This window comes from Streptomyces sp. NPDC058877 (genome assembly GCF_042742855.1).
Classification (GTDB): Bacteria; Actinomycetota; Actinomycetes; order Streptomycetales; family Streptomycetaceae; genus Streptomyces.
The window spans coordinates 17,474-41,791 of record NZ_JBHYMF010000052.1; the positions used below are offsets into that span (position 1 = coordinate 17,474).

Consider the following 24,318-nt stretch of genomic DNA (forward strand, 5'->3'; position numbering starts at 1 on the left):
AGGGGGCGGCGGGCGCGGTTCTGAGCGTGCCCGCCGCCCCGTCGGCGGTGGTGCGGGGTGAGGGGAATATGCGCGTGCGTCCGGCACGGCCCGGTGGTGGAATCGCCCGATGCGACGAGTGACATCGATGACGGTCGACCGCGGTCAGTTCGCGGATGCCGTCACCCCCTGGGAGCAGGAGGCGTGGCGAGCAGCCGCCCTGGGCTGGTCGGAGCGGGAACTCGTCCGGCACGGCCTGGACGAGGTCGGGCCCCGTGAGGTCAGGGTGCGGCCCTGGTCGATCCTGGTGCGCTTCCAGATCGGTGTCGGAGAGCGGGACGCGGTCTGGTACAAGGCGAGCGCGCCGGACGCGGCCTTCGAAGCGGCCCTCGGGGGCGCCCTCGCGGACTGGGTCCCCGAGCACGTCGTGACGCCGCTCGCGGTCGACCCGGACCGGGGCTGGTCGCTCCTCCCCGACGGGGGTCCCCTCTTCCGGCACGTCCTCGACACCGGTGGTGCCGGGCCGGAGTCCTGGGCGGAGGCCCTCGGCCAGTACGCCCAGATGCAACGCGTCCTGACCGGGTACACCGACCGCTTGGCCGAGCTGGGCGTGCCCGGTGGTCGCACCGCCCAACTGCCACGGGTCTTCGACGAGCTCGTCGAGGGCAATGCCTCCCTGGACGCTGACGCCCGGCGCACCCTCCTGGCCGGACGGCCCCGACTGCTCGACTGGTGTGCGGAACTCGACGCGTACGGCATCCCGGACTCGCTCGACCACTGCGACCTGCACGACGGGCAGGTCCTCGCCACGGCCGCCGGTCGCTTCGCCTTCTTCGACTGGGGCGACGCCAACATCGCCCACCCCTTCGCCAGCTTGCTCGTTCCCGCCCGCGCCGTGCGCGAACGCCACGGCCCCGAACACGTGCACCGGCTGCGCGACGCCTACCTGGAACCCTGGACCGAGGGGGGACCGTCCCTTCCGGAACTGCGCCGCGCCGCGGTGCTCGCCGCTCGGCTCGCCGCGCTCGGCCGGGCGGTCTCGTGGTTCCGCCTCTTCCCCGGCACACCGCGGTCGGGGTGTGCCGAAGCGAGTGCCCACTGGCTGAACGAACTCTTCGCCGAGGCCGCGCCGTTCTGATCCACCGGCGAGGGGAGGCTTCCCGGCGGTGCCGGGGTCAGTCCTCGTTGGTGTAACGGAGGCGCACCCACAGGGGCAGGACGAACCAACAGATCAGGTACCAGGCGAGGACGCCGGCGACGAGCCAGGGCACGTAAGGATCGTGCGTGACGACCCGGAGGACGAGGAAGAGCGCCGATGTGAGGGTGGCGAGGAGCAGGATGAGCCCGGTGAAGGTCAGGCGCGAGGCCCAGGTGACCGCCTGGGGTTTGATCCGGCGCCCCGACACGATGCGGTGGAAGGCGACGGGGCCGATGAGCGCGCCGGTCGCGAGCGAGCCGAGGACGATCGTGACGATGTAGATCGCCTTGTCGGTCTGTTCGAGGCCCTGGAACTTCGGGGTGAACACGACGGTGAGCAGGAAGCCGAGGAGGATCTGCACGCCGGTCTGTGCCACCCGGATCTCCTGGATGAGCTCCTGCCAGCGGCGGTCGGCCCGCTCCTCCTCGGTCTCGTTGCGGCCTCGGACGTACCCGGCCGTCGCCCTCGGACGCTCCTCCACGGAAACCTCCTCGGCGGGACGGACGGTTCAGGCGCGACCGGCGGCCTTCTGGCTCCGGCGGGACAGCGAGTCGATGACCACGGCGGCCAGCAGGACCGATCCCGTGATCATGAACTGCACGGCATTGCTCACTCCCATGATGTTCATGCCTGACTGGATGGACCCGATCACCAGGGCGCCGAGGAGGGCCGACCAGACCGAGCCGCGTCCGCCGAACAGGCTCGTGCCGCCGATGACGGCCGCGGCGATGACGTTCATCAGGAGGTTGCCGCCCCCGGAGGTCTGGCTTGCCGACTGGATCTGTCCGGCCAGGAAGATGCCGCCGACCGCCGCCATCGTCCCGGCGATCGAGAACACGCTCATCCGGACGAACGCCACGCTGATGCCGGCCCGGCGCGCGCCTTCGATGTTGCCGCCGACGGCGAAGATCTGCCGCCCGTACGAGGTGCGACGGAGCACGAAGTCCAGCACCACCAGCAGGATCAGGAAGATCAGGAGCGCCAGTGGAAGCCCTTGGTACTGGTTGAGGGTGTAGGCCGATGCGAAGGCGATCGCGGCGATGACGACGGTACGGAGCACGATCTCGGTGATCGGCCGCGAGGGCACCCCGGCGGCCTGGCGGCGCCGGGCGTCGAGGAGCGCTGCGGCGAGGAAGAGTCCGACCCCGACGGCTGCGGTCACATAGGCTGCGGCCGGGCTGTGGAAGATGGTCGAGTAGAGCTTGGAGACGACGCTCTCGCTCGGGATGTTGACGGTTCCGTTGGTGCCGAGGACCTGGAGCATGAGACCGTTCCAGGCGAGGTTGCCCGCCAGGGTGACGACGAACGCCGGTACGCCGACCTTCGCGAAGAAGAAGCCCTGGATGAGGCCGACGGCCGCTCCGCCCGCGACGGCGACGAGCAGTGCCAGCCACTGGTTCATGCCGTTCAGGACGTTGAGCACGGCGAAGACGGCGGCGCACAGACCGCTGACGGAGCCGACGGAGAGGTCGATCTCGCCGAGCAGCAGGACGAAGACGATCCCGACGGCGATCATGCCGGTGCCGACGATCTGCTGACTGAGGTCGGAGAGGTTCTGGGCCGACAGGAAGGTGCTGTCGAGGCTGCCGAACACGGTCCAGATGATGATCACCGCGATGACGACGGGGAGCGATCCCAACTCTCCGCTGCGGAGCTTGCGGCGGAATTCCCCGAGGTACCCCCGGATGCCCTCCTCACGGACGAGCAACCGGCTGTCGACCGCGGGCAGCGCCTCGGGAGCCGGTTCCCGGGCATCGTCGGGGGGCGGTGGGTCCCGTCTCATTGCTCCTCCTCCCGCCTGCGGGCCTGGCGACGGGTGACCGCGCTCTCGGTGGCCCCGGTGATGGCGGAGATGATCTCCTCGGTGGTCGTGGAGCGCTTGTCGAAGAAGCCGTTGTTCCGACCGAGGCGCATGACGGCGATCCGGTCGGCGACCGCCATCACGTCCACCATGTTGTGGCTGATCAGAATGGTGCCGAGCCCGTGCTCACGGAGCCGTTCGACCAAGTCGAGCACTTCTGCGGTCTGTTCCACGCCCAGCGCTGCGGTGGGCTCGTCCAGGATGACGATCCGGGGGTCGCCGATCAGCGAGCGGGCGATCGCCACGGTCTGGCGCTGACCGCCGGAGAGCGAGGCGACGGGGATCCGGACACTGGGGATCCGGATGGACAGGGTGTTGAGCAGTTCGCGCGAGCGCCGTTCCATCCGGACCTCGTCGAGGACGCCGAAGTGGTGCAGCTCGCGACCGAGGAAGAGGTTGCCGACCACGTCGAGGTTGTCGCACAGGGCGAGGTCCTGGTAGACGGTGGCGATGCCGAGGTTCTGGGCGTCGTGCGGTCGGTTGATGCCAACCGGGCGGCCCTGCCATTCGATCACGCCCTCGTCGGGCGGGTTCACCCCGGCGATCGCCTTGACGGCGGTGGACTTGCCAGCGCCGTTGTCACCGACGAGTGCGACGACCTCTCCCGCGTGGACCTCCAGATCGAAGTCCTTCAGCGCTTGGACCGCGCCGAACCGTTTGGAGATCCCCCGCAGTGTGAGCACGGGTGACTCAGGCAAGGGAACCGCCTCCTCCGCTCGCCCGTTCGCGGCTGCTCGGGACCGGCCGCGACAACCGGGGCGTCCTCGGGACCGACTTCTGAGGTCCCGTCATTCGGGGCCGGACACCGAGGACCTGCTCATTCGAGACCGGCGTCCTTGCAGGCCGCCGCATAGGTCGGGGTGCAGATCTCGCTGACCGTGTAGAGCCCGTCCTTGACGACGGTGTCCTTGATGTTGTCCTTGTTGACCACGACGGGTGTGAGCAGTTGGGCCGCGACCTTGTGCTCGCTGCCGCTGGTGACGGTGGTCGGCGTCAGGTCGGCCGGGAGCGACTTGCCCTCGGCCAGGTTCACGGCCATCGTCGCGGCGATGTCGGCCTCCGGCTTGTACGGTTTCTCGACCGTGATCGTCTGGGTGCCGAGGAGGATCCGCTGGATCGCGTCGAGCTGTGCGTCCTGGCCGGTCAGCGGCACGTCCATGCCTGCCGCCCTGAGGGCGGTGGAGATGCCGGCGGCCAGTCCGTCGTTGGCCGAGTAGACGCCGACGATGTTGTCCTTGCCGAGCGAGCTGATGGCACCGGACATCTGCTGGTTGGCGTTGTTCGGGTCCCAGTTCGGCGTGTCGTACTCCTTGCCGATCTTCACCTCGCCGTCCAGGACCGAATGGGCGCCGGCCTTGAACTCCGCGGCGTTCGGGTCGGTCGGTGACCCGTTGTGCATCACGATCACGCCGTCCCCGGCCCGGTCGCCGAGGGCGTCCAGGAGCGCCTCGCCCTGCAGCTCGCCGACCTTGCGGTTGTCGTACGAGACGTAGGCGTCGACGGGGCCCTGGGCGAGGCGGTCGTACGCGACCACCTTGACGCCCGCGTCATGGGCCTTCTGCACGGAGGACTGGATGGACTTGGCGTCCACGGCATCCAGGATGAGGACCTGGTCGCCCTTGGCGAGGGCGGTGTTGACCTGCTGCTGCTGGGTGGTGGCGCTCTCCGCGGCGTTGTAGTAGTCGATCTGGGCACCGGGCGCCAGCTCCTGGATCTTCGCCTCGATGTAGGGCCGGTCGAACTTCTCGTACCGCGTGGTCTTGCTCTCCGGAAGCAGCAGTCCGATCCTGATGTCCCCCTGCTTCTCGCTCCCCGCCCCCAGGGCCGTTGCGCTCGTTGCCACCACTCCCAGGGAGAGGGCTGCGGCTCCGGCCAAGGCTATTGCGCTCCGCAATGAACGGGTCATGGGAGGCTCCTTTCGCACGTCCCCCTTCCCCCGCCTGGTGAGCGCGGGAACGAGGGCGCACATATCGCCTACATATCGACATTAGTCGCAAGCTGAAGGCAGGCAAGCGGGTGAGCACCGGCCCGCCCGCCGTCATGCGGTAGGCGAACCGGTGCACCGACGCTCAGGAGGGCGTCGCCGGCCCGGTGGTGCCGTCCGTGGCGCGCAGCAGCCGCAGGAAGGCCTTCAGGCCGGTGATGATCTCCTCGTTGTCCGTGAGGCGGTTCACCGTCGCCTCGAACTCCCTGGCCAGGGCCGAGATCCGCCGGTCGGTCTCCTCGGCCCGTTCGTGTGCGGAGAGGCCCACCGCGTCGACGGTGCGGCGCAGCTCGGCCAGGGCCCGGTACTGCTCCTCCGCCTTCTCGCCGAGCACCGCCCCTCCGTGCTCCAGGGCGACCACCCGCTCGCGCAGCGCGACCACGTCGTCGCGCGGATACGTCACCTCCTGCAGCAACAGTCCGAGCCGGCGCCGCAACTGTCCGAAGTACGCCCCTGCGGGCCGGAAGGAGGTGCTGAACAGGAAGAGGGCGGCACACCAGTAGCCCGCCGCCCGCCCGGTCGCCACGGCGACCGCCAGTGCCGCACAGGCCGACACCAGGTGACCGGCGACGGCTGCCCACAGCATCGCCCGCGCGATCCGCCGCGCCTTGGCATCCCGCCGGTCAAAGACGTCGAGCCCCTTCTCCCGGCTGACGGCGATCTCCGCGAGTACCGCGTGTGCCCGGAAGTACAAGTTCCACGGTGCCGTGAGGAGCAGCAGGAACCAGAGCAGCCCGAGGGTCCCCGCGCCCACCGCGAGCACCGTCCCGGGCGGTGCCCCCACCGCGTACGCCAGCAACAGTGCCCCCACCGCGAGCCCCGCGGCCACGAACGCACCGACGACCTTGCTCATGCGCCCCCCTCCGGACGGTTCGTCAGCCCGGAGCCATGCTCCCCCGGAGGGGCGGCGGCCGGCATGAGTACCGCTACTCAGATCGAGGCTGGCGGCGCGCCGCCCGGAGTGGGACGATTCGTATGAAGCGACGATGAGCCTGCACGGGTGCATCAGGCTCCGGCGCGGACTCCGTCGAACGGAGAAGGCGACATGCCTGCCATCAAGAAAAGCATCGACATCGACCGTACGCCGGCGGACGTCTTCACCTATGTGACCGACCCGTCCCACCTGCCCGAGTGGCAGGAGAGCGCCGTCTCGGTCCGGAAGGTCGACGACGCCCCCTTCGCGGTCGGCTCCAAGATCGCCGTCACGCGTCGGCTCGGTCGGCGGGAGTTCACCACGACCATGCAGGTCATGGAGTTGGAGCCGCCGAGACGCTGGCATCTGCACGGCGTCGACGGCCCCGTGCGCGGTGACGTCCAGGGCACCGTGGAACCGCTCGGCGACGGCGAACGCTCCCGCCTCACGCTCTCCCTCGACTTCGAGGGACGCGGCCTCGGCAAGGCCCTCGTGCCCCTCGTCGTCCGTCCGCAGGTGAGGAAGGAGATGCCGAGGGACGAGCGCACCCTCAAGGGCATCCTGGAGGGTACGTCCGGCTGATCCTCCCGCCCCGTCGGTTGCCCGTCCCGCGGAGACCGGTCGTACGGAACCGGCCTCCGCGGACGCTCTTCACCACGGGCCCCCGCCCCATCGGGGGACGGACCCGCCCCGGTGTCGCTCCGGCGCCCTCAGTAGTGGCTCTGCATGGCCGCCCGCACCTCGGCGAGGGTCGCGTCGGCCGTTTCCCGGGCCCGTTCGTTCCCCTCTCGAAGGATCCTGCGCAGCGCACCGCGGTCCTGTGCGTACAGGGCGCGGCGGGCTCGGATCGGCGCCAGGCATTCGTTGACCGACTCCGTCACGGTCCTCTTCAGCGCCGCGGCACCCGCGGAGCCGATGTCGGCGGCGATCTCCTCGGGGGTCCGGTCCTGGCACGCCGCCGCGAGCAGGAGGAGGGACGACACTTCGGGGCGCCCGGCCGGGTCGTAGGAGATGTGGCGCTCGGAATCGGTCTTCGCGCCCTTGATCAGCCGGGCCGTCTCGTCGGCGTCGGCAGCCAGCGGAACGGCGTTCCCGCGGCTCTTGCTCATCTTGGTGCCGTCCGTGCCGAGCAGCAGCGGCGCCCGGGACAGCAGGGCTTCGGGTTCGGGGAAGACGGCGGTGCCGTCGCCGTACCGGTCGTTGAACCTGCGGGCCACGGTCCGGGTGATCTCCAGGTGCGGAAGTTGGTCCTGGCCGACGGGAACGACATTGGCCTTGCAGAAGAGGATGTCGGCGGCCTGGTGGACCGGGTAGGTGAACATCAGCCCGCTGACGGAGGACTGTCGGGAACGGGCGATCTCGTCCTTGACGGTGGGATTGCGGTTCAGCTCGGCCACGGACACCAGGCTCAAGAAGGGCAGCAACAGCTGGTTGAGGGAGGGGACGGCACTGTGGGTGAAGATCGTGCTGCGTTCCGGGTCCACGCCGACGGCAAGGTGGTCGAGCACCAGTTCCTCGACGTGTTCGGTGAGCCGGTCCGCCACGTCGCGGTCGGTGAGGACCTGGTAGTCCGCGATGATCACGAACAGCTCCACCCCGACGTCTTGCAGGCGGACCCGGTTCTGCAGGGTGCCGAAGTAGTGCCCCAGGTGCAGCCGCCCGGTGGGGCGATCTCCGGTCAGGACGCGGAACCTTCCCGGGTCCTTGAGGATCTGCTCCTCCAGGACCGCACTGCGTGCCCGTGCTTCGGACGCGCCGAGCGGGTCGCCGATGGGAGTGGTGGGGGCGGTGACGATCACGAGGGTCTCCTGAGGGGTCGGTCGAGCCGTCGGGACGACGGAACCCACGGGTCAGGAAACGCGAAAGGGCCGTTCGTCCGAACGGCCCGGTCGTGCACGATGAGGCGGCCGCTCCTAAGAGGAGCGCCACCAGTTGAGGCACGACGACAGATGCATGCAGCCATCATAGCGACCCCGCAGCCGAGGCCGGGGCGCCGTTGCGGGAGGCACACGGGAAGGTGACCCCGCTCGCGCCGGGCCGGCAGCCCTCCGGGCCCTCCGACCGCACGCGGGGCCGTCACCGGGCGCCACGGACCCGCGGCACGCTCGGCGCGCCGCGGGAGGGACGACGTCAGGAAAGGAGGACCGGCAGGTCGAACAGGTCGTTCTGGGTGACGACCGGCTTGTTGCGGAGCTCCTCACGGGGGACCGCGAGACGGAGCTCGGGGAAACGTCCGTACAGGGCCGGGAGCGCCACCGAGGCCTCCAGTCGGGACAGCGCCGCACCCGGGCAGACGTGCGGACCGTGGCCGAAGGAGATGTGCCGGTTCGGCGTCCGGGTCACGTCGAACTCACCCGCCGTCGGACCGTGTTGCTCCTCGTCCCGGCCGATCGCACCGAAGGACACGATCAGCGCGTCGCCCTTCGGCAGGACCCGGTCCCCGACCTCGATGTCTTCGGTGGCGAACCGGATCAGCACGTGGGAGGTCGGCGTGGACCAGCGCAGGGTCTCCTCGATCACGCTCTCCCACGGAACCTCGCCCTTGAGGACCAGGGCCCGCTGCTCGGGGTGGGTCTCCAGGGCGACCACGGCGTTCACGATCAGGCTGATCGTCGTCTCGTGCCCGGCCGCCACCATCAGCTGGAGGGTGTTGGTGATCTCCTCCGTGGTCAGACGGTCGCCGCCCTCCGACGCCGCGATCAGCGCACTGGTGAGGTCGTCGCCCGGGTTCTCCGCCTTGCCCGCCACGATCCCCGCGAACAGGGCGCCCAGGTCCGCCATCATCTGCGGCACTTCCTCGGGCGGAGTCTGCGTCGAGAAGAACTTGTCGAACAGCGCCTTCATCCGCGGATGGTCAGCCGGGTCCACACCCATCAGCTCGCCCACCACGTTCATCGGCAGCGGATACGCGAACTCGGCCTTCAGGTCGACGACCTCCCCGGCCGGACGCTCCGCCAGCCGGTCCAGCATGCCCTCGGTGAGCGCCACGATGCCCTCGCGCAGCCGCTCCACCCGGCGCGCCGTCAGCGCCTGTGCGACCAAGGTGCGCAGGCGACGGTGCTCCTCGCCGTCGACGGTCAGCATCGACCGGCCCGGGTTCGCGAGGCCGATCAGCGGCCAGTCCAGCGGTATGTCTCCGCGCTGCCAGGCCCCCCAGACCTCGATGTCCTTGACGAGCCGCGCATCGGTGAGCAGTTTGCGCGCCTCGGCATGCCGGGTGACGGCCCAACAAGCCACCCCGCCGGGCAGGACCACGCGGGCCAGCGGACCGGCAGCCCGCAGTCGCGCGCTCTCGCCGTCCAGGTCGGCCACGAACGGGTCCAGGTCGATCACATCGGTGCCGGACTCGGCGGTGTGGTCGTACGGGCAGGTCATCCGAGGTCTCCTAGGGCAGGTGTCGGGGTGTACGTCACGGGGAGCGCGCTCAGGCCGCGCAGCCAGGGGGAGGGCCTGCGGGCGAGGTCCTTCACGGGGACCGCGAGATCGACGTCCGGCAGCCGGTCGAGCAGCACTTCGATCCCGGTCCGGGCGATGGTCTCGGCGACCTCCTGGGCGGGGAAGGGGCAGCGGTGCTCGCCGTGACCGAAGGACAGGTGGGCGTTGTTGCCGCCGGTGAACGTGCCGGAATCGGTGCGCACGTGCGGATCGGAGTTGGCCGCGGCCAGGCCGAGCAGCAGCAGGTCGCCCTGGCCGATCCGCCGTCCGCCGAGATGGGTGTCGCGGGAGGCCCAGCGTCCTGCGACGTTCTGGGTGGGGGTGTCTTCCCACAGGACCTCGTTCATCGCCTCGCCGACGCTGTGCCTGCCGCCGGCGAGGGAGGCCGCGAACCGGTCGTCGGTGAGCATCAGCCGCAGCGAATTGCCGATCCAGTCGGCGGTCGGCTGGTGGCCGGCGGCCATCATGACCATCAGGTCCTGGGCCACTTCCTCGATCGTGAACCCCGCGGTGTTGGCGAGCATCCGGGAGGCTACGTCGTCGCCGGGCGCCTCCGACTTCGCGGCGAGCAGGGCGAACATCGACTCGGCGAGGTGCCGCTGGCCTTCGAGGGCCCCCTCCTGGCCGTTGATCATGTCGTTCATGGCCGTGACGAGCGCGGGCCCCTGCTCGTCCGCGAAGCCGTAGCAACTGGCCAGGACCCGCACCGGCAGCAGCATGGCGTACTCGGCGATGATGTCGCAGGAGCCCTTGCCGCACAGCCCGTCGATGAGTTCGTCCGCGAAGCGCTCGGCCAACTGCTTGAGGACGAACGGGTCGATCCCCTCCAGGGCGTCGGAGATCACCCCGGCCCGCTGGCGGTGCCGCTCGCCGACCGTGTAGAGGATGGACGGCTGCTTGCGCCCGATCATGGGCAGCAGGGGCCAGTCCGCCGGGATCGCGTCCCACTGGTTCCACAGGTCGGAGTCACGGGAGAAGAGCACCGGGTCGCTGGTGACCTGGTGCAGCTCGCGGTAGCCGAGGACCAACCAGGCGGGAACGTCCCCGTCGAGAAGGACGGGAGCGACGGCCCCGTGCTCGCGCCGCATCTGCCGGTAGAGCTCGATGGGGTCGGTCTGGAACCGGGGTCCGCTCAGCGGGACCGGCTGGGGCTCGGAGAGGGTCACGGGGTGGGCTCCGGTATCGGGTGGGGGAGCGGCCGGGAGGCCGCGGCGACGACGGTGCGCAGATGCTCGACGAGCGAGATCAGCACCTGCTTGCTGGACTCGCGCGACCGGGCGTCGCAGAAGACCAGCGGGACCTCGTCGGCGAGGTCGAGGGCCTCGCGGATCTGGGCGGGGGTGTGGGCCGGGCCCCCGAAGTCGTTGCAGGCGACGACGAACGGCGTGCCGTGGTGCTCCAGTCGGTCGATCGCGTACCAGGAGTCGGCGAGCCGCCGGGTGTCGACGAGCACCACAGCTCCGAGCGTGCCGGAGAACAACCGGTCCCAGAGGAACCAGAACCGTTCCTGTCCGGGCGCTCCGAACAGGTAGAGGACGTTGTGCGCGTCCAGCGAGATCCGGCCGAAGTCGAAGGCCACGGTGGTGGCCGACTTCGCGGCCACGCCGACGGTGTCGTCGACGCCCTCGCCGGCCTGGGTCATGGTCTCCTCGGTGTTCAGCGGACGGATCTCGCTGACCGAGCGGACCAGGGTCGTCTTGCCGACTCCGAAACCGCCGACGACGACGATCTTCAACCCGTTGTCGGCGGTGCTGTCCAGGGTCTGGCGCTGTTCAGAGGTTGCGGAGTCCAACGAGCACCTGCTCCAGGATGTCGTGATCGGGAAGTCGGTACGAGGCGCGGGGGTGCCGCGCGCTGATCCGACCGGTGTCATGGAGGTCGGCGAGGAGGATCCGCGTGATGGACACCGGCAGCCCGAGTCCCGCCGCCACCTCCACCACCGCCGTCGGAAAACGGCACATGCGCAGGATCGCGGCGTGCTCGGACTGCATGCCGGCCACCGGGTCGCTCTCGGAGACCACCAGGGTCACCAGGTCGAAGGCGTCGGATCCGGCACGGCTCCGGCCGCCGGTCAGGGTGTAGAGCCGGTCGGGTGAATCGTCCCGGCCCGGCCTGCCGCGGCTCATCCCCGGGGCCTCGCGACCAGGTACTCACCCAACTGCTCGACCAGCTCGGACATGTTGTGGCCGACGAATCCCGCATCGGCGTCCTCGTCGGCCACCAGCGCCAGATGGGCTCCCTCGCCCGCTTCCACGATGAACAGGATGCCGCCGTAGAACTCGGCCATTGCGGAACGGACCCCACCCGTGCCGTCCCCGAACTCCACGGACGCCCCGTGCGACAGGCTCTGGATGCCGGCGGCGATCGCGGCGAGCTGGTCGGCCTGGTCGACGGAGAGCCCGGACGTGCGGCAGAGCTTGAGGCCGTCACGGGACAGCACCAGGGCGTGACGGGTGCCCGGGGTGCGTTCCAGCAGGCCCTCCAGGAGCCAGCTGAGCTTCTCGTCGGTGGTGGTGCCGGTCATGACGGGGTGCCTTCCGGGTACGGGGGGTTCGAGGACGGCGGCGGAGTCCGCGGGGCGGACGGCCGGCCGTCGGAGGGATCGGACGGTGCGGGCGGGGTGACGGTGGGCTGCTGGGCAGTGGACGCGGCGGAAGGAGGCTGCTCGGTGCCGGCCGGCTCGTCGGCGGGCACCGCACCCGGGTCGGCCGGTCCCACCGACGGTGCGCCGGTGCCGCGGACCGCCTGCCGGAAGTTGCCGAAGCGCGCGGCCGCCCCGGCCGCCGCGCCGCTGCGCGGGCCTGCCGCACGCGGCTTGGCGGCTTCCGATCCCTCGGGGTGCGCCGCTGCCATTGCCCGGCCGCGACGGCGTCGCGGCAGCCCGCTCTCACCGAACCGGGGGTGCTCGCCGGTGCTTTCGGTCGCAGAGCCGTGAGCGGCCTCCGGCTCGGTCGTCGGAGCGGGAGCGGGGGGCGACGCCTGCTCCCGGGCCGGCCTCGCCGCACCCGTCCCGCGGCCCGTGACCGGCGGCAGGGTCGGGGTGGTCGGGGGTTCCGCAGAGACGTGGCTGATCAGTTCCTGGGGCAGCATCAGCAGGGCACCGGTGCCGCCGCGCGCCGAAGGACGGAAGGACACCGTGAGACCGTGCTTGCGGGCCAGCCGGCCGACGACGGCCAGGCCGAGTCGGGTGCCGGAGAGGCCTGCCAGGTCCTGTGCGGTCGAGGTGACGGCGGCCTCCGCGCGACGCAGTTGCACATCGCTCATCACCAGACCGCTGTCCTCGACCGCGATGATGACTCCCGCCGGGACCTCCTCCACGTAGACGTGTACCTCGGCAGTGGGCGGGGAGAAGTTCGCGGCGTTGTCCAGCAGTTCGGCCAGGGCGTGCATCACGCCCTCGGCCGCGTGTCCGGCGACCGCGGCGTCGCTGCTGGAGTGCAGTCGCACCCGCTGGTAGCCGCTGATGCGCCCCATGGCACCGCGCAGGATCGACTCCATGACGATGGGTCGGGCCCAGCGCCTACCGGAGCGGGCTCCGGCCAGCACGGCGACGGAGTCGGCGAGGCGACCGGCCTGGGCGGTGCGGTGGTCGAGGTGGAGCAGGTCGGTGAGGACGTCCTCGTCGGCGTGCCGGTGCTCCATCTCCCGCAGGTCGGCCAGCATGCTCGTGGCGAGGGCCTGCATGCGGCCGGCCGCGTTGGCCGCGGCTGCCATTGCGGCGGAGCGCCCGGACTCGGCGCGACGGACCTGTGCCTCAAGGCGTACGAGGTCGGTTGCCCGCGCCTCGGTCAGTTCGGTGGTGCGTGCGGTGTGAACGCGGACGAGTTCTTCGGTGTGTGCCGCATGGGCGCGGACGAGTTCTTCGATCCGTGCCGTGTGCGCCGCCTCCGCGGCGGCGGCTTCCGTCTCGTACCGCTCCCGCAGGGCGGCTGCCTCGCGCTCGGTTTCGGTGGCGCGCCGGGTCGAGTAGGCGTCCCGGGAGGCGGCTTCGGCGGTGAGGGTCTCGACCTTCTTGGCCAAGGCCCGTGAGGTCCGCCCGTACCAGGTGACGGCGAAGGCGGCGGCCGACAGCAAGAGGACGCCGCCGCTGGTGAACCAGCCGAGGGCAGGACGGATCCCGTCCGGTGCCGCGGCGGTCGCCGCCACCGCGAGCGCACCACCCACGGCGGCCGTCAGCAAGGAGGCGATCAGGGCAGGGCGGAAGGGAGTGGACGGCGCCGACATCAACCAGACTCTCGAGACAGTCACGCGGGGAGGGTAGTCGTAACGACGGCACTATAGGCGCGATCTTGATCGGTTAGGAACCTCTCCCGGTCGGATCGGTATTCAGATGAAGGAATACGTTGTCAATTATGACTAGTTCTGCTGGGTTTCCCGCGGCATGTTCCGAGGGAGCGAGAGTTCGGAACGGAGGGGGCAGCGGGTCCGCCCTGCCCGGGGCGGCATGGAACGGGGGCAAACGCACGGGATGCCGGTGTCGCACCCGTCGTCCGATCCTTCCCCGTCGTCGGAGCGACCGTAGACTCGAAGTGCGGGGCCCGACTCGCCCTCGTGCGAGGGACGGCCCGATGCGCATCGTGCGGAGGTGGCGATGACCAGACTGAGGGGCAAGGCCCTCCGGGTGACGATCTTCGTGGGTGAGACCGATCTGTGGCACCACAAACCGCTCTACACCCAGATCGTCGGTCGGGCCCGCGAAGCCGGGCTCGCGGGCGCGAGTGTGTTCCGTGGAATCGAGGGCTTCGGGGCCTCATCGCTGATCCACACCCAGCGGTTGCTGTCCCTGAGCGAGGACCTCCCCGTGGCCGTGGTCATCGTCGACACGGAGGAGAAGGTCCGTTCCTTCCTGCCGGAGTTGGACGAGCTCGTCGGCGAGGGGCTGGTGATCCTCGACGACTGCGAGGTCATCCGTTACGTGGGCCGACGCAAGTCCGCCTGAGCCCGCTGCGGGACGCGGCTTCGGGGAACTCCCCGGCGCCGCTGCCTCGCCTCAGGAAGGCATGATCGAGGACAGTCCCTCCCGGAGTTCCCCCGCGTTCATGACGGGGCAGAAGGAGACCTTGGCGCCCGTTCCCATGAAGAACGGCTCGGAGATCTTCGGCATCTGGGCGGTGTCCGTCAGGTCGAAGAAGATGTACGCCGTCCGACGGCCGTTCTGAACCGTGAAGTACGCGGCTTCCGGACGGAGGTTCTGGAGCGCACCCTCCATGGTCTGCAGCAGGGTGCCCTGTTGGATGGCCTCGTTGGAGGTCGTGGTGTCCATCTCGACCGTCAACAGCATGCGCATGACGCGACCTTTCCCGACCGGGCAGGCGCTCCGTGCGGTTCGCCCGGACCCCGGACGCGCTCCCTTCCAGCCTCCTCCTCTCCCCGGAGCGGGACCACTCGGCCGACCCGTCGCCCCACGGCGGCCCCGGGCGGAGCGGTCGGGGCCGTGGCCCTGAGGGTCTTCGGAGGTGGGCCGCCGGGCGGTGGGCACGGTCGGGGCCCACCCGCCGCACGGCTGGTGTCTGCTCGTCCCACGGCCGAGGGCCCGTCACTGTTCCCGTGTGAGGAACGCGGGTCGCAGCGAGGGGTCCACCGGGTCGTAGTACCGGTGGAAGACCCGGGTGGCGGATCCGGAAACGGGCGGGACGATCCAGCTCCAGTCGGCGGGGGTCGGTCTGCCGTGCCGGGTCTCCTGCGCGATGTGCCGCAGGAACCGCTCGGACTCGGTGTGGTGGTCCGCCATCGTCACTCCGGCCTCCTGGAAGGAGTGCAGGACCGCCACGTTCAGTTCGACGAGGGCCCGGTCCCGCCACAGGGTCCGCTCCGAGGAACGGTCGAGCCCCAAGCGGTCGGCGACCACCGGGAGGAGGTCGTACCGCTCGGCGTCGGCGAGGTTGCGGGCACCTATCTCGGTCCCCATGTACCAGCCGTTGAACGGTGCCGTCGGATAGCTGACCCCGCCGATCTCCAGCGTCATGTTGCTGATCGCGGGCACTGCGTACCAGCGCAGGTCCAACTCCTCGAACCACGCGTGGTCGGGGTGTCGGAGAGGCACGTCCATGACGGAGTCGTCCGGCAGTTCGTACCACTCGGCCCGGGCACCCGGCCGCTCCTCGATCATCAGCGGGAGCACCTGGAAGGCCTCGTCGCTCCGCTTCCACCCGAGGCCGCGGGCGAGGGCCGTCGGAGCCGCGCCGCGCGGATCTCCGACCCAGTGGCCCTCGGGGGTGCGGTGCCCTGCGTAGCGGACCAACTGGTCGTTCACGATCCGCGGCGCGGGACGCTCCGGCCGGTCCGGTGCGAACACGGAGATCACCGGGCGGATCCGGCCGTCGTTCCCGGCGAGCCGGAGGTGCTCGAAGCATTCGGCAGCGATCTCGTCGGCCGACGAGACGTGGCGCAGGTCGCGGACGACGAGGCTGCGCCAGTAGAGCCTGCCGATGCAGCGGGCGGCGTTCCGCCAGGCGACCCGGGCGCCGAAGGCGATTTCGCCCGGGGTGTGTTCGTAGGTGCCGGTGCGGTCGATCTCGGTGAGCACCTCCCTGACCCGACGCTCCACGTCTCCTGCGCCGAGCTGTTCCTGGTGGAACTGGCGCACGAAGCCTTCCGCCTCCCGGCGATCCGTCGGGTGACACCCCGAGGGGCGCGGCGGGTGCGCCTGCTCCGGAACAGGGACGGGTTCCCCGGTGACGGGGGCGTCGTCCGCTGGGGGCGCGGGCAAAGAAGACGTGACCGGACAGGCGCTGGCGACGGCGGCCTTGCGGCGGCGGCGCAGAATGAAGACCAAGGTGTTTCCTCCCGGCCCCATGACTACCCCATGTGTCCGTACGGTTGTGGAGAGTGGGGAGAGTTGGGCGCGGAGCGGACATCACCCTGCTAGAGTGCCCGACCTCGTTCCCGGGCTCGGCGGCTGGCCGGCGCCGCCTTCGAGCCGCAGAAGCGTGCAGGGCGACACCCCGGTCGTCCGGGAAGGCAGGAAGCACTCCACCGGCCCACCCGTCCGCGGGCCACGGCACCGAAGGGCGAGCGGGGCGACGGCCGCGGGCGCGGCACGCGTACGGGCCGTAGAACCAGGATCCGCGGGCCAATCAGCGCCCGCCGACCACCACCGGTCAGAGGCCCGTGACCTTGGACGTCGCCGAGAGCTCGTAGACCAGGGTGACCGTGCGGTGGCCGCCGGGCGGGAGCGGGACGTCCCAGCGGGCGATGCCCTCCTCGTCGACCGCATCGGGCACGGGAGAGCACGCCTCCTTGCGCAGCCGGACCTCCACCGCCGCCACCTCGGACACCGGAAGGCGCTCCCTGAGCACGACCACCCGCTCGCCCTCGTCGCCGGGCGGCGAGAACCGGGACAGGCGCAGCCGCACCGTACGGGTCACCACCGTCCGCTGTGCGATGCCGGCGGTGTCACGCGACTCCTCCACCTGCCGGACCACCCGGTAGTCGTCGTGGCCTCCGAAGGAGAGCTCGACCGCAGCGCCGGGAGCAGTGAAGCCCAGGGTGCCGCGTCCGGTGAAGCCACTGCCCCGGACCAGGTCCACGGGGCCGGCGAGCAGGGCGTGGCCGGACCGGTTGTCGAACCGCACCATCCGGGTCACCAACGGGGACAGTTCCGGTGCACAGGCGTACTCGCTGGAGGCCCGGACCGTGAACGCGGAGAGCGGCACCCGGTGGGCCCGTCCGTCGCTGGACACCGAGACCGCTGCAGGGGCGTGCAGGACCCTCGTCTCTCCGCCGTCGTCCACGCCGGGCAGTCCGAGCACCGACGAGGGCCCGACGGTCGAGATCTCCTCCTCGCGCAGCTCGACGTCGATCGTCCGCCGCTCCGCCGCACTGCGGTCCTTGAGCCTCAGCCGGTCCTCGACCAGCCGGGGCGGATCGGAGGCGAGTGCCGACCGTGCGGTCGACAGCGTCAACCGCACGTCCGACCAGTCCTCTCCGGTCCGCTGCCAGACGACGGCTTCGGTCTCCAGGGCCACGGCGTCCCCGTTGAGCACGGCCCGGTAGGCGGGTCGCCAGAGGGCGCACGGCGTGAGGTGGGACAGCTGCAGCCGGGCCGGGCCGGCTGCCGTCGCCTCCACGGTCAGCTCGATGTGGCCGAGCAGCTCGGCCGGCTCCTCCTCGGCGAGTTCCGTGGCCCGCCGTACCTCGTCGAGTTCGGCGGTCAGGGCGGCCGATCGGGCGTCCGCGAGGCGCAGTTCTTCGGCGCGGGCGTCGCGCTCGGCGTCCACCCGGTCCAACTCCCGGTGCCAGCGGGGACCCTCGGACTCGCCGGCGCCAGCGCCCTCACCGATTTCCCGCAGCAGGTCGGCGGCGAGCAGGCCGAGCAGGTCGAGACGGGCCCGCAGCCGGTCACGGCGCTGTTCCACGGCGCACCGCTCCTCCTCCAGGTCGTGCGCGCGGCGTCGGAGGGGCGAGTCCTCGGCGCCGGGCGGCCCGGGAGCGCGCGGAGTCCAGGTGCGGACCATCCGCACGTCGAGCACGGTGGCCGGGTGGTCGGAGACCAGTTCGGCATGGAGGGTCCGGTCGACGGCGAGCGCACTGACGGGCCCCAGGCGCAAGCGTCGTACTCCGGGCTCCAGGTCGAGCACGGCGGTGCGCTCGACCAGCGCGCGGTCCTCCAGACAGGTGACGGCGGTGACGGGGAGGGCGATCGGTCGGGGTTCCGTGGGCATGGCGCGCGTCAGCTCCTGCGGTTGCCGTCGACCAGGGTCTTGCTGGCCGGAATGCGGATCTCGTAGCCGCCTTCGAGCACGGCGGTGCCGCCGGCGGGCAGCTCCACCCGCCAGACGCGGGTGCCCGGGACGTGATGCTCCGGTGCGGCGTCGTCCTCAGGGGTCTCCCAGTCCCCGCGCTCCTCGACGCGGACGTCCGGCTCCGAGGAGACCGGCACCCGTTCGTGCACCTCGACCGAGGCCGGCGCCGCGAGGCGGTTGGCCAGCTCGACGCGGACCCGGTGGTCGAGCACGGTGACGTTGTTGCGCAGGCCCGCCGTCGACTCGTTCAGATGGGTGCGGCGGGTCACGCGGATGCCCTCGACCGGCCCGAGCCCCAGTCGGCGAACGGCTCCGGGCGCGAGCGTGGGTAGTGCGGCGGTGAGCAGGAACTCCCCGTCGACGCTGACCTCCACCGGTCCGGCGAGCAGCGCCTGACCGGTGGCGTTCGACACGGCCAGGGTCGCGTACACGGTTGGCTCCACCGAAGGCACACAGAGGTGTTCGGCGCGCAGATCGACCGGGATCTCACCGACGGTGACGGTGTGCCAGGTGCCGTCCGAGGGCACGTCGGTGCGGGCGGCTGCATCGAAGCGGTGAGCGAACGAACCGGCCGACTCACCGGGGCGCACGGCGTGCTCGGGCAGCGGCAGGGCGGCCACCGCCTCCGCACGACGGCGGTACTCGGTGGCGACCGCGTCGAAGGAGGAACCGGGGAACAACCGGCCCCGCCGGTCGCCCGACTCCTCGGGACCGGACAGGACGAGTCCGGCGTAGTCCAGCTCGGAGTCGCTCGGTCGCGGCGGACCCGGTGGTGGCGGTGGGGGAGGTGCGGGTGCGGCGGGAGCAGCGGGGAGGGGTGGTGCCCCGCCGCCACCGCGCGTGCGGCCGGCCGGACGAGGGGCGGCAGACCGCGCGGGACCCGGTGCCCCGCCCTCGAAGCCCTGCGGTGCGGAGCCGTACGCGCCGCCGGACCGGGGGAGGCCGGTGAATGCCCCGCCGGCGCCCGGTGGCGGAGCCGGCGGCCCCGGTGCCGGTTGCGGACCGGGGGCCGCCACGGGCAGGGAAACACCACCCCCGACCGCGCCACCTGCCCCGAAGTCTTCCGGTGCCGGTCCGGCCGCTTGGTACCCCGCGAACAAGGGGGCGAGCCCCGTCGGGGGCTCGCGCCAGCCGGACGCAGCGGGTGGGGGCTGGCGGCGGCCGATCCGGAGCGAGCGGAGCGCGGGCAGGTCGGTGCGGCGCCGCAGATCGGCGGTGGCCAGGGCGATGCGCACCCCGGTCCAGTCCTCCCCGGTGCGCTGGGCCACCGAGGCGCGCAGCACGAGCCGACCGCTCTCCTCGCCCTGCCGGTGGGCCAGGCGGTACGCGGGCACCCAGACGGCACCGGGCACGCCGTACTCCAGCTCCACTTCCACCTCGTCGTCGCCGGCGTCGGCGAGGGTCAGGGCGGCGCGGACCGACGTCTCCACGGAGGTCGACGGCACATCGGTGGAAGCGCGGGCGAGGCGGTCCGCGAAGAGGTCCACCGCGTGCTCCGCCAGCCGGAGCTCCTCGTCGAGCACGACGAGACGGGCGTGGAGTCGCGTCAGCCGCTCCTCGACGAAATCGGCCAACCCCAGCCATGCATCGGTCGGCGTGCGGCGGTGCGGGTCCTCCCGTCTGCGGGCCGGTGGAACCGGACGCAGCCCCGTGACCTCTTCGATCAGGCCCTGCTGACGGTCGCGGCGGGCCCGTGCGGCCCGATGGGCATCGAGCAGCCGTTCGTGCTCCTGCCGTGACGCTCCGGTCACCTCCGCGGTCCGCGGCTCCGCCTCGACCTCCACGCGCGCTTCGGTGACACGAGCTGCCGAACCGCCCGAGACCCGGGCCCGCAGCGAGTCGGGGTCCAGCGAGCGGGGCAGGCCCACCACCCGCACCCGGCCGTCCTGCGGGACGATCCCCCGGGCCACGCGCCGGCACAGTGCGCCCTGCGCGTACACCACCACCGAGTCGAGGGTCGACCCCCACCCCGGTCCAGCTCCAGCAGTCATGTCCGCCCCCGCTCCGTTCCGGTGGATCGAAGCCTACGCGCCGACTACGACAACGCCAGGGCTGCACTGACTTCGCCCGCCAGCGCGACGGGGTCCCCGACCGGTGCGGTCGGATAGGACCGGTGACCGCGGGCCCAGGCGTCGTCCAGGGCGAACCAGTCGACGGGGGCAGGTGCGGTGCCCCGCACGAGGGCTTTCTCCAGGCCCGCGAAGTACGTGGCCCAGCGCGGCGCGTAGACGTCCCGGAGCAAGCCGTCCCACTCGCGGTTGGCGTAGTCCCGCAGTCCGGCGTTCTCGCTCTGCACCCGGTCGCCCCACGTGGTGAGGATCGAGCGGGCGTCGTATTCGAGCCGGTCGCGCTCGGCGGGGTCGGCCCCCCACGCGCGGGCGTCGGCGAGCCACGGACCGATCAGGAAGCGGCGATCAACGGCCACGAGCCGGCCGAGCAGTTCCTCGTCCGCGTTCCATTCGTGCACCAAGGTGCGGAAACCCGTCAGGTCCCCGGCCTCGTAAGCGCCCTTGATGCGCGGCAACAGGACCCGGGCGCGGTTGCTGAGCGCCTGCCGCGCCACGTCCACCAGGTCGTACCGGTAGGCGTCCGAAGCCCGCAGCCCAGGAGCCACCTGGAGCAGCTCCGACAACGCGCGCTCCACGGTTCCGGCCTCGTAGCGCATGGTGGTGGGGCTCCAGTGCGCGGCCGTGGCCGCCGTCAGGCCGGGGCGCGCGGTGAAGAGGCTGTCCTGCGGTTCGCTCCACAGGCCGGACGCTCCGCTGTACGGGCCGAGGCGCAGCTGCTCCCAGGCGGCGGTCGCGTGCGGGTCGCCACCGCCGTAGCGCCGGGCCGCGTACGCGGCGAACCAGGCCCGGTGGTCGATCGGTCCGGGCTGCCAGGCGAGTTCGGTGAACAGGTCGAAGGCCACCGGATTGCCGCCGGTGCCCTCCGGGAGGTAGGCGATGCCGCGCAACGCACTGTCGGGCTTGCTCAACCACGTCTGGAAACGGTCCACCCACACGGCGGTGTTCGCCCCCAGCGTGGTGTGGCCGCCGAAGTTGGCGATCGCGCCGAACGCGTAGGGCGTACCGCCCCACTGCGTTTCCCGGTCGAGGTCCTCGTACCGGTCGGACAGGCCGTCGACGATCAGCAGCCGCCGCCGGTCCACACCGCTCAACAGCGCTGCGGAAGGGTTTTGCTGCCAACCGAGCAACACCCAAGTGGCCCCGGGACGGGCGGCGTCCAGAGCCCGCTGGACCGCGCCCGAGGCCCGTGCGACGTCGACGGAACCGGCGGTGCCGCCTTCGTGCAGCAGGTCCATCTTGAACATGTCGCTGTCCCCGAACCGGTCCTGCTGGTGACGGTAGTAGGCGGCGGCCAGCGCGCCGAAGACCGGTCCGTCGGGATCCAGCCAGTCAGGACGGGCGAACCCCACCCAGGTGCCCTGGGGGACGGTGACCGCCCCCGGGTTCCGGGCGGCGAAGCCCGGTGGCACCGTGCCGAAGAACCCCGGGAGCACCGGGGTCATCCCCAGGGAACGCAGGTGTTCCGCGACGCGGCCCCCCAGGGCTGCCCGGGCCTCGATCAGCTGCTCGGACACCGGCCCCCCGAAACCCGACATGTTCTGCAGCAGCCACCAGGACTGGTGCGCGGGGCCGGGGATCCACGCCCGCAGTTCCGCCGCGTCGTAGCCGAACTCCTGGAGGGCCCGGTAGTACGGATATTCGGCCCCCGTCTGCACGAACACCTCGTTCACCCCGTGCAGGGCCATCAGGTCGATGTCGTGCCGGTACGAGGCGAAGTCCCGGTAGGCGCCGGAGTACCCCCCGTCGGTGTCGTTCAGGGCGTAGCGGTGGGGCACGGTCGCCGACTTCGTGAGGGTTCCGGACACCGCAGGGAGCAGGGCGGGCAGCCGGTCGACGCTCCCGCCGGGCCAGCCGATGCCGACGCCGGCGACCCGCTCCAGGTACCAGCCCACCCCGGCGAGCAGCGTGGCCGGCGAGGTGCCCCGCACCTCGATCGCCCCCGCCGTGCCGGAGACGGAGAAGTGGTCCCCGGAGTCCGGTTTCTCGACGGGGACCAGGGTGAACTGCGCCGCCCGCGCGGGCAGCAGGCGCTCCAGCCCCGCCCGCGCGGGCGCCGGGTCGAAGGCGGGTCCGGCGGCGGAGGCGTCCGACGGAGCCGGTGCACCGGGCAGGGCGGCGACGGCCACGAGGGCGAGCACCGCGACGGCGAGGGCGTCGCGGCAGCGGCGGAACAGGCGGCGGTGTGCCATGGGGCTCCCTGCTCGAACGGGACGTGCGGTCGGGGTCGGTCCCACTGGTCACGACGGGCTCGGGGCCCGTGATCCGGTCGTACCCCATCGAAGGGACCGGAGACCACTCTTCGGCACTCCGGGGCCCCGGTCGAGTCCGCGGAGCCGGAGGAGGTCAGGACTCGTCCGTGCGGGTGGGTGAGCTCACTCCGATGGGCCGCGCCTCCGTCGGACCGTGCGCCGCCGGAACCGTGCACGGCCTTCGTCGTCGGCTCGGCAGCCGCCGACACGCCCGGAGGGGCGGCGGCGCCGAAGCCTCGTGTACCCCTCTGCCCGCGCGGCCTGGCAGACTGCGGGCCTCACGGTCGTCCCACCCAGAATCCTGGAGGTTCCATGGCCCAGCGGCCCGGTCGCGCGGCCCGCACGAACGGCTACCACCCCCGGCCGGTGCACCGGCCGACCGTCGGGACGGCCGCGTGATGACCCGGTGCCGCACCCGGCGTGCCGACCCGACCGCCCTCCTCGTCCGCAGCACGCCCGTCGAGCCCACTGCGGCCGTGCTGCTGCTCCACGGCGGTCGAGCCGAGGGCCCCGAGCCGCCGCCCGCCCTCAACCTCCCCGCCCTGCGCATACGTCCGTTCGCGACCGCCGTGACCCGTGCCGTGCGGGGCAGGGGAGTGCTGGTCGCGGAGGTGCGCTACCGCCATCGCGGCTGGAACGGCGCGCGCGCCGACGCGGCCAGGGACGCCGAGGCGGCCCTCGCGCTGCTCCGGGAACGAACCGGGCCGGTGCCGGTCGTCCTCCTCGGCCACTCCATGGGAGGCCGGGCCGCACTCCGGGTCGCGGGCGATCCCGCCGTGCGCGGGGTCGTGGCGCTCGCCCCCTGGTGTCCCGCCGACGAGCCCGTGGAGCATCTCGGCGGTCGGCGCCTCTACCTGCTCCACGACGAGCGCGACCGCGTGACGTCGGCCCGTCAGTCCTGGGAGTTCGTCCGTCGGGCGCGGGCGGCGGGTGCCGACGCGGCGGGCATCCCCATGCCGACCGGGGGCCACGCCATGCTCAGGGGCGCGGACCTCTGGCACCGCCGCGCCGCCGAACTCACCGCCTCGCTGCTCGCCCACGGTTGAGAACGGAGGGAACCCAGGGGGAGCCGAGCGGTCCCGCACAGGCAGCCCGGGTCGCGGCGTGCACCGCGCGGGCCAACCGCCCGCCCCAGTACGACCGCGGCCCGGCAAAGGACTCGGCGGAGCTTCCGGCGGGCGCCGAGGCGGGGGAGGGCGCCGCCACGCAGACGGCGTCCGTGGGGGTGCCGGACGCATCGGCGCCCAACTCCACCAGCGCCTGCACCTTCGCCTCGGTGGCGGTGGCGACCGCGTTCACGAGTGCGGCATCCGTGAGCGGGACCGGCAAGGACACGACGATGTTGATCGTGCCGGGCCGCGGTGCCACCACGGGCCCCTCCGGCACGGCCGCCCAGCCCCGCACCCCGATCCCGGCGGTGACCACGGCCCGTGCGCCGCCGTCCGCGGCGTGGCACCGGTCGGCGACCGACGCCGCGGTCATGAGCCCCACGCCCGCGCCGTCCAGTCCCGCCCCGGAGGCCAGTTCGCGCAGATGGGTGACGGGATCGAGCCGGGAGTAGCCGGGCGGGACCTGGGCGTTCACCACCCACTGCCGCTCACCGATCCCCCCGCCGAGGACCGCACTCGACACCATCCGCACGCCCGGCCCCGGGGCCCACACGAGCAGCGGCCAGTTCCTGCCCTGCTCCACGTGGGAGAGGAGGGAGGCGTCGGCGAGCGACGGACCGGTGAGGAGGTTTCGAGGAAGCACCCCCCACCCTAACGTGGTGCCCGCGGGTGCCGAACGGGCCCGGGTGCGGGCTCCCCGTCCCGCCGTTCCGGCCCCTTCCGCTCGGACGGGGCACTCCGCCCGCGTCACCCCGCCGTCCGCACCCATCGGTGGCG

General features: G+C 72.0%; 22 protein-coding genes. 4 read left to right on the forward strand and 18 right to left on the reverse strand.

Annotated features, from left to right (window positions below):
• The first annotated feature begins 109 nt into the window (after window positions 1–109).
• Window positions 110–1,117 carry an aminoglycoside phosphotransferase family protein gene (locus ACFW2Y_RS15030; RefSeq protein WP_384878169.1) on the forward strand — a complete coding sequence of 336 codons (1,008 nt, stop codon included), beginning with the start codon at window positions 110–112 and terminating at the stop codon, window positions 1,115–1,117.
• A 37-nt stretch (window positions 1,118–1,154) separates the two neighbouring features.
• Here ACFW2Y_RS15030 and ACFW2Y_RS15035 read toward each other — a convergent pair whose 3' ends face one another.
• The 5 genes from ACFW2Y_RS15035 to ACFW2Y_RS15055 all read right to left on the reverse strand — a co-directional run bounded on the left by ACFW2Y_RS15035 (window position 1,155) and on the right by ACFW2Y_RS15055 (window position 5,875).
• A complete protein-coding gene (locus ACFW2Y_RS15035) occupies window positions 1,155–1,658 on the reverse strand; it encodes a DUF6328 family protein (RefSeq protein ID WP_384878172.1) in 504 nt (167 codons plus the stop codon).
• 27 nt (window positions 1,659–1,685) lie between these two features.
• On the reverse strand, window positions 1,686–2,960 hold the full coding sequence (locus ACFW2Y_RS15040; RefSeq protein WP_384878174.1) for a sugar ABC transporter permease: 1,275 nt from the start codon (window positions 2,958–2,960) through the stop codon (window positions 1,686–1,688).
• Entirely contained in the window at window positions 2,957–3,736 is a 780-nt protein-coding gene (locus ACFW2Y_RS15045) for an ATP-binding cassette domain-containing protein (protein ID WP_384878177.1), read from the reverse strand. The genes ACFW2Y_RS15040 and ACFW2Y_RS15045 overlap by 4 nt, the downstream gene beginning before the upstream one ends.
• A gap of 119 nt (window positions 3,737–3,855) precedes the next feature.
• Window positions 3,856–4,944: a substrate-binding domain-containing protein gene (locus ACFW2Y_RS15050; protein ID WP_384878179.1), complete on the reverse strand. Its 1,089-nt coding sequence runs from the start codon at window positions 4,942–4,944 to the stop codon at window positions 3,856–3,858.
• 163 nt (window positions 4,945–5,107) lie between these two features.
• The gene (locus tag ACFW2Y_RS15055) at window positions 5,108–5,875 is read right to left on the reverse strand and encodes a hypothetical protein (RefSeq protein WP_384878181.1); all 768 of its coding nucleotides are present in this window, start codon (window positions 5,873–5,875) and stop codon (window positions 5,108–5,110) included.
• A gap of 192 nt (window positions 5,876–6,067) precedes the next feature.
• On the opposite strand from ACFW2Y_RS15055, the gene ACFW2Y_RS15060 reads away from it, so the two are divergent.
• Window positions 6,068–6,517: an SRPBCC family protein gene (locus ACFW2Y_RS15060; RefSeq protein ID WP_384878184.1), complete on the forward strand. Its 450-nt coding sequence runs from the start codon at window positions 6,068–6,070 to the stop codon at window positions 6,515–6,517.
• 128 nt (window positions 6,518–6,645) lie between these two features.
• Here the strand turns inward: ACFW2Y_RS15060 and trpS are convergent, their stop codons facing one another.
• The 7 genes from trpS to ACFW2Y_RS15095 all read right to left on the reverse strand — a co-directional run bounded on the left by trpS (window position 6,646) and on the right by ACFW2Y_RS15095 (window position 13,594).
• On the reverse strand, window positions 6,646–7,731 hold the full coding sequence (trpS, locus tag ACFW2Y_RS15065; RefSeq protein ID WP_384878215.1) for a tryptophan--tRNA ligase: 1,086 nt from the start codon (window positions 7,729–7,731) through the stop codon (window positions 6,646–6,648).
• Window positions 7,732–8,065: 334 nt separating this feature from the next.
• Window positions 8,066–9,310 (reverse strand): cytochrome P450, encoded by a 1,245-nt coding sequence (locus ACFW2Y_RS15070; RefSeq protein ID WP_384878187.1) that lies wholly within the window; start codon window positions 9,308–9,310, stop codon window positions 8,066–8,068.
• Complete coding sequence (locus ACFW2Y_RS15075) at window positions 9,307–10,536, reverse strand: cytochrome P450 (protein ID WP_384878189.1); 1,230 nt, start codon at window positions 10,534–10,536, stop codon at window positions 9,307–9,309. Before ACFW2Y_RS15075 ends, ACFW2Y_RS15070 begins: the two co-directional genes overlap by 4 nt.
• The gene (locus ACFW2Y_RS15080) at window positions 10,533–11,162 is read right to left on the reverse strand and encodes an ATP/GTP-binding protein (RefSeq protein ID WP_384878192.1); all 630 of its coding nucleotides are present in this window, start codon (window positions 11,160–11,162) and stop codon (window positions 10,533–10,535) included. Before ACFW2Y_RS15080 ends, ACFW2Y_RS15075 begins: the two co-directional genes overlap by 4 nt.
• Window positions 11,143–11,496 (reverse strand): DUF742 domain-containing protein, encoded by a 354-nt coding sequence (locus ACFW2Y_RS15085; protein WP_030690507.1) that lies wholly within the window; start codon window positions 11,494–11,496, stop codon window positions 11,143–11,145. The genes ACFW2Y_RS15080 and ACFW2Y_RS15085 overlap by 20 nt, the downstream gene beginning before the upstream one ends.
• Window positions 11,493–11,894, reverse strand: coding sequence for a roadblock/LC7 domain-containing protein (locus ACFW2Y_RS15090; RefSeq protein ID WP_384878195.1), 402 nt, complete (start codon window positions 11,892–11,894; stop codon window positions 11,493–11,495). The genes ACFW2Y_RS15085 and ACFW2Y_RS15090 overlap by 4 nt, the downstream gene beginning before the upstream one ends.
• On the reverse strand, window positions 11,891–13,594 hold the full coding sequence (locus ACFW2Y_RS15095) for a sensor histidine kinase (RefSeq protein WP_384878217.1): 1,704 nt from the start codon (window positions 13,592–13,594) through the stop codon (window positions 11,891–11,893). Before ACFW2Y_RS15095 ends, ACFW2Y_RS15090 begins: the two co-directional genes overlap by 4 nt.
• Before the next feature lie 367 nt (window positions 13,595–13,961).
• Between ACFW2Y_RS15095 and ACFW2Y_RS15100 the strand changes: the two genes are divergently transcribed.
• Complete coding sequence (locus tag ACFW2Y_RS15100) at window positions 13,962–14,309, forward strand: DUF190 domain-containing protein (protein ID WP_384878198.1); 348 nt, start codon at window positions 13,962–13,964, stop codon at window positions 14,307–14,309.
• A 51-nt stretch (window positions 14,310–14,360) separates the two neighbouring features.
• On the opposite strand, the gene ACFW2Y_RS15105 is transcribed toward ACFW2Y_RS15100, so the two are convergent.
• The 5 genes from ACFW2Y_RS15105 to ACFW2Y_RS15125 all read right to left on the reverse strand — a co-directional run bounded on the left by ACFW2Y_RS15105 (window position 14,361) and on the right by ACFW2Y_RS15125 (window position 22,372).
• Window positions 14,361–14,657: a hypothetical protein gene (locus ACFW2Y_RS15105; RefSeq protein ID WP_384878201.1), complete on the reverse strand. Its 297-nt coding sequence runs from the start codon at window positions 14,655–14,657 to the stop codon at window positions 14,361–14,363.
• Between the two features lie 249 nt (window positions 14,658–14,906).
• Complete coding sequence (locus ACFW2Y_RS15110) at window positions 14,907–16,079, reverse strand: nitric oxide synthase oxygenase (RefSeq protein ID WP_384878220.1); 1,173 nt, start codon at window positions 16,077–16,079, stop codon at window positions 14,907–14,909.
• A 391-nt stretch (window positions 16,080–16,470) separates the two neighbouring features.
• Window positions 16,471–18,033, reverse strand: coding sequence for a mucoidy inhibitor MuiA family protein (locus ACFW2Y_RS15115; RefSeq protein WP_384878204.1), 1,563 nt, complete (start codon window positions 18,031–18,033; stop codon window positions 16,471–16,473).
• 8 nt (window positions 18,034–18,041) lie between these two features.
• Window positions 18,042–20,105 carry a DUF4139 domain-containing protein gene (locus tag ACFW2Y_RS15120; protein WP_384878207.1) on the reverse strand — a complete coding sequence of 688 codons (2,064 nt, stop codon included), beginning with the start codon at window positions 20,103–20,105 and terminating at the stop codon, window positions 18,042–18,044.
• 44 nt (window positions 20,106–20,149) lie between these two features.
• Entirely contained in the window at window positions 20,150–22,372 is a 2,223-nt protein-coding gene (locus ACFW2Y_RS15125) for an alpha-N-acetylglucosaminidase (RefSeq protein ID WP_384878209.1), read from the reverse strand.
• Window positions 22,373–22,830: 458 nt separating this feature from the next.
• Here ACFW2Y_RS15125 and ACFW2Y_RS15130 point away from each other — a divergent pair, with 458 nt between their 5' ends.
• Window positions 22,831–23,478 (forward strand): alpha/beta fold hydrolase, encoded by a 648-nt coding sequence (locus tag ACFW2Y_RS15130; protein ID WP_384878222.1) that lies wholly within the window; start codon window positions 22,831–22,833, stop codon window positions 23,476–23,478.
• Here ACFW2Y_RS15130 and ACFW2Y_RS15135 read toward each other — a convergent pair.
• Window positions 23,450–24,184: an adenosylcobinamide amidohydrolase gene (locus tag ACFW2Y_RS15135; RefSeq protein ID WP_384878212.1), complete on the reverse strand. Its 735-nt coding sequence runs from the start codon at window positions 24,182–24,184 to the stop codon at window positions 23,450–23,452. The two genes, ACFW2Y_RS15130 and ACFW2Y_RS15135, sit on opposite strands and share 29 nt — an antisense overlap.
• Window positions 24,185–24,318: the final 134 nt, after the last annotated feature.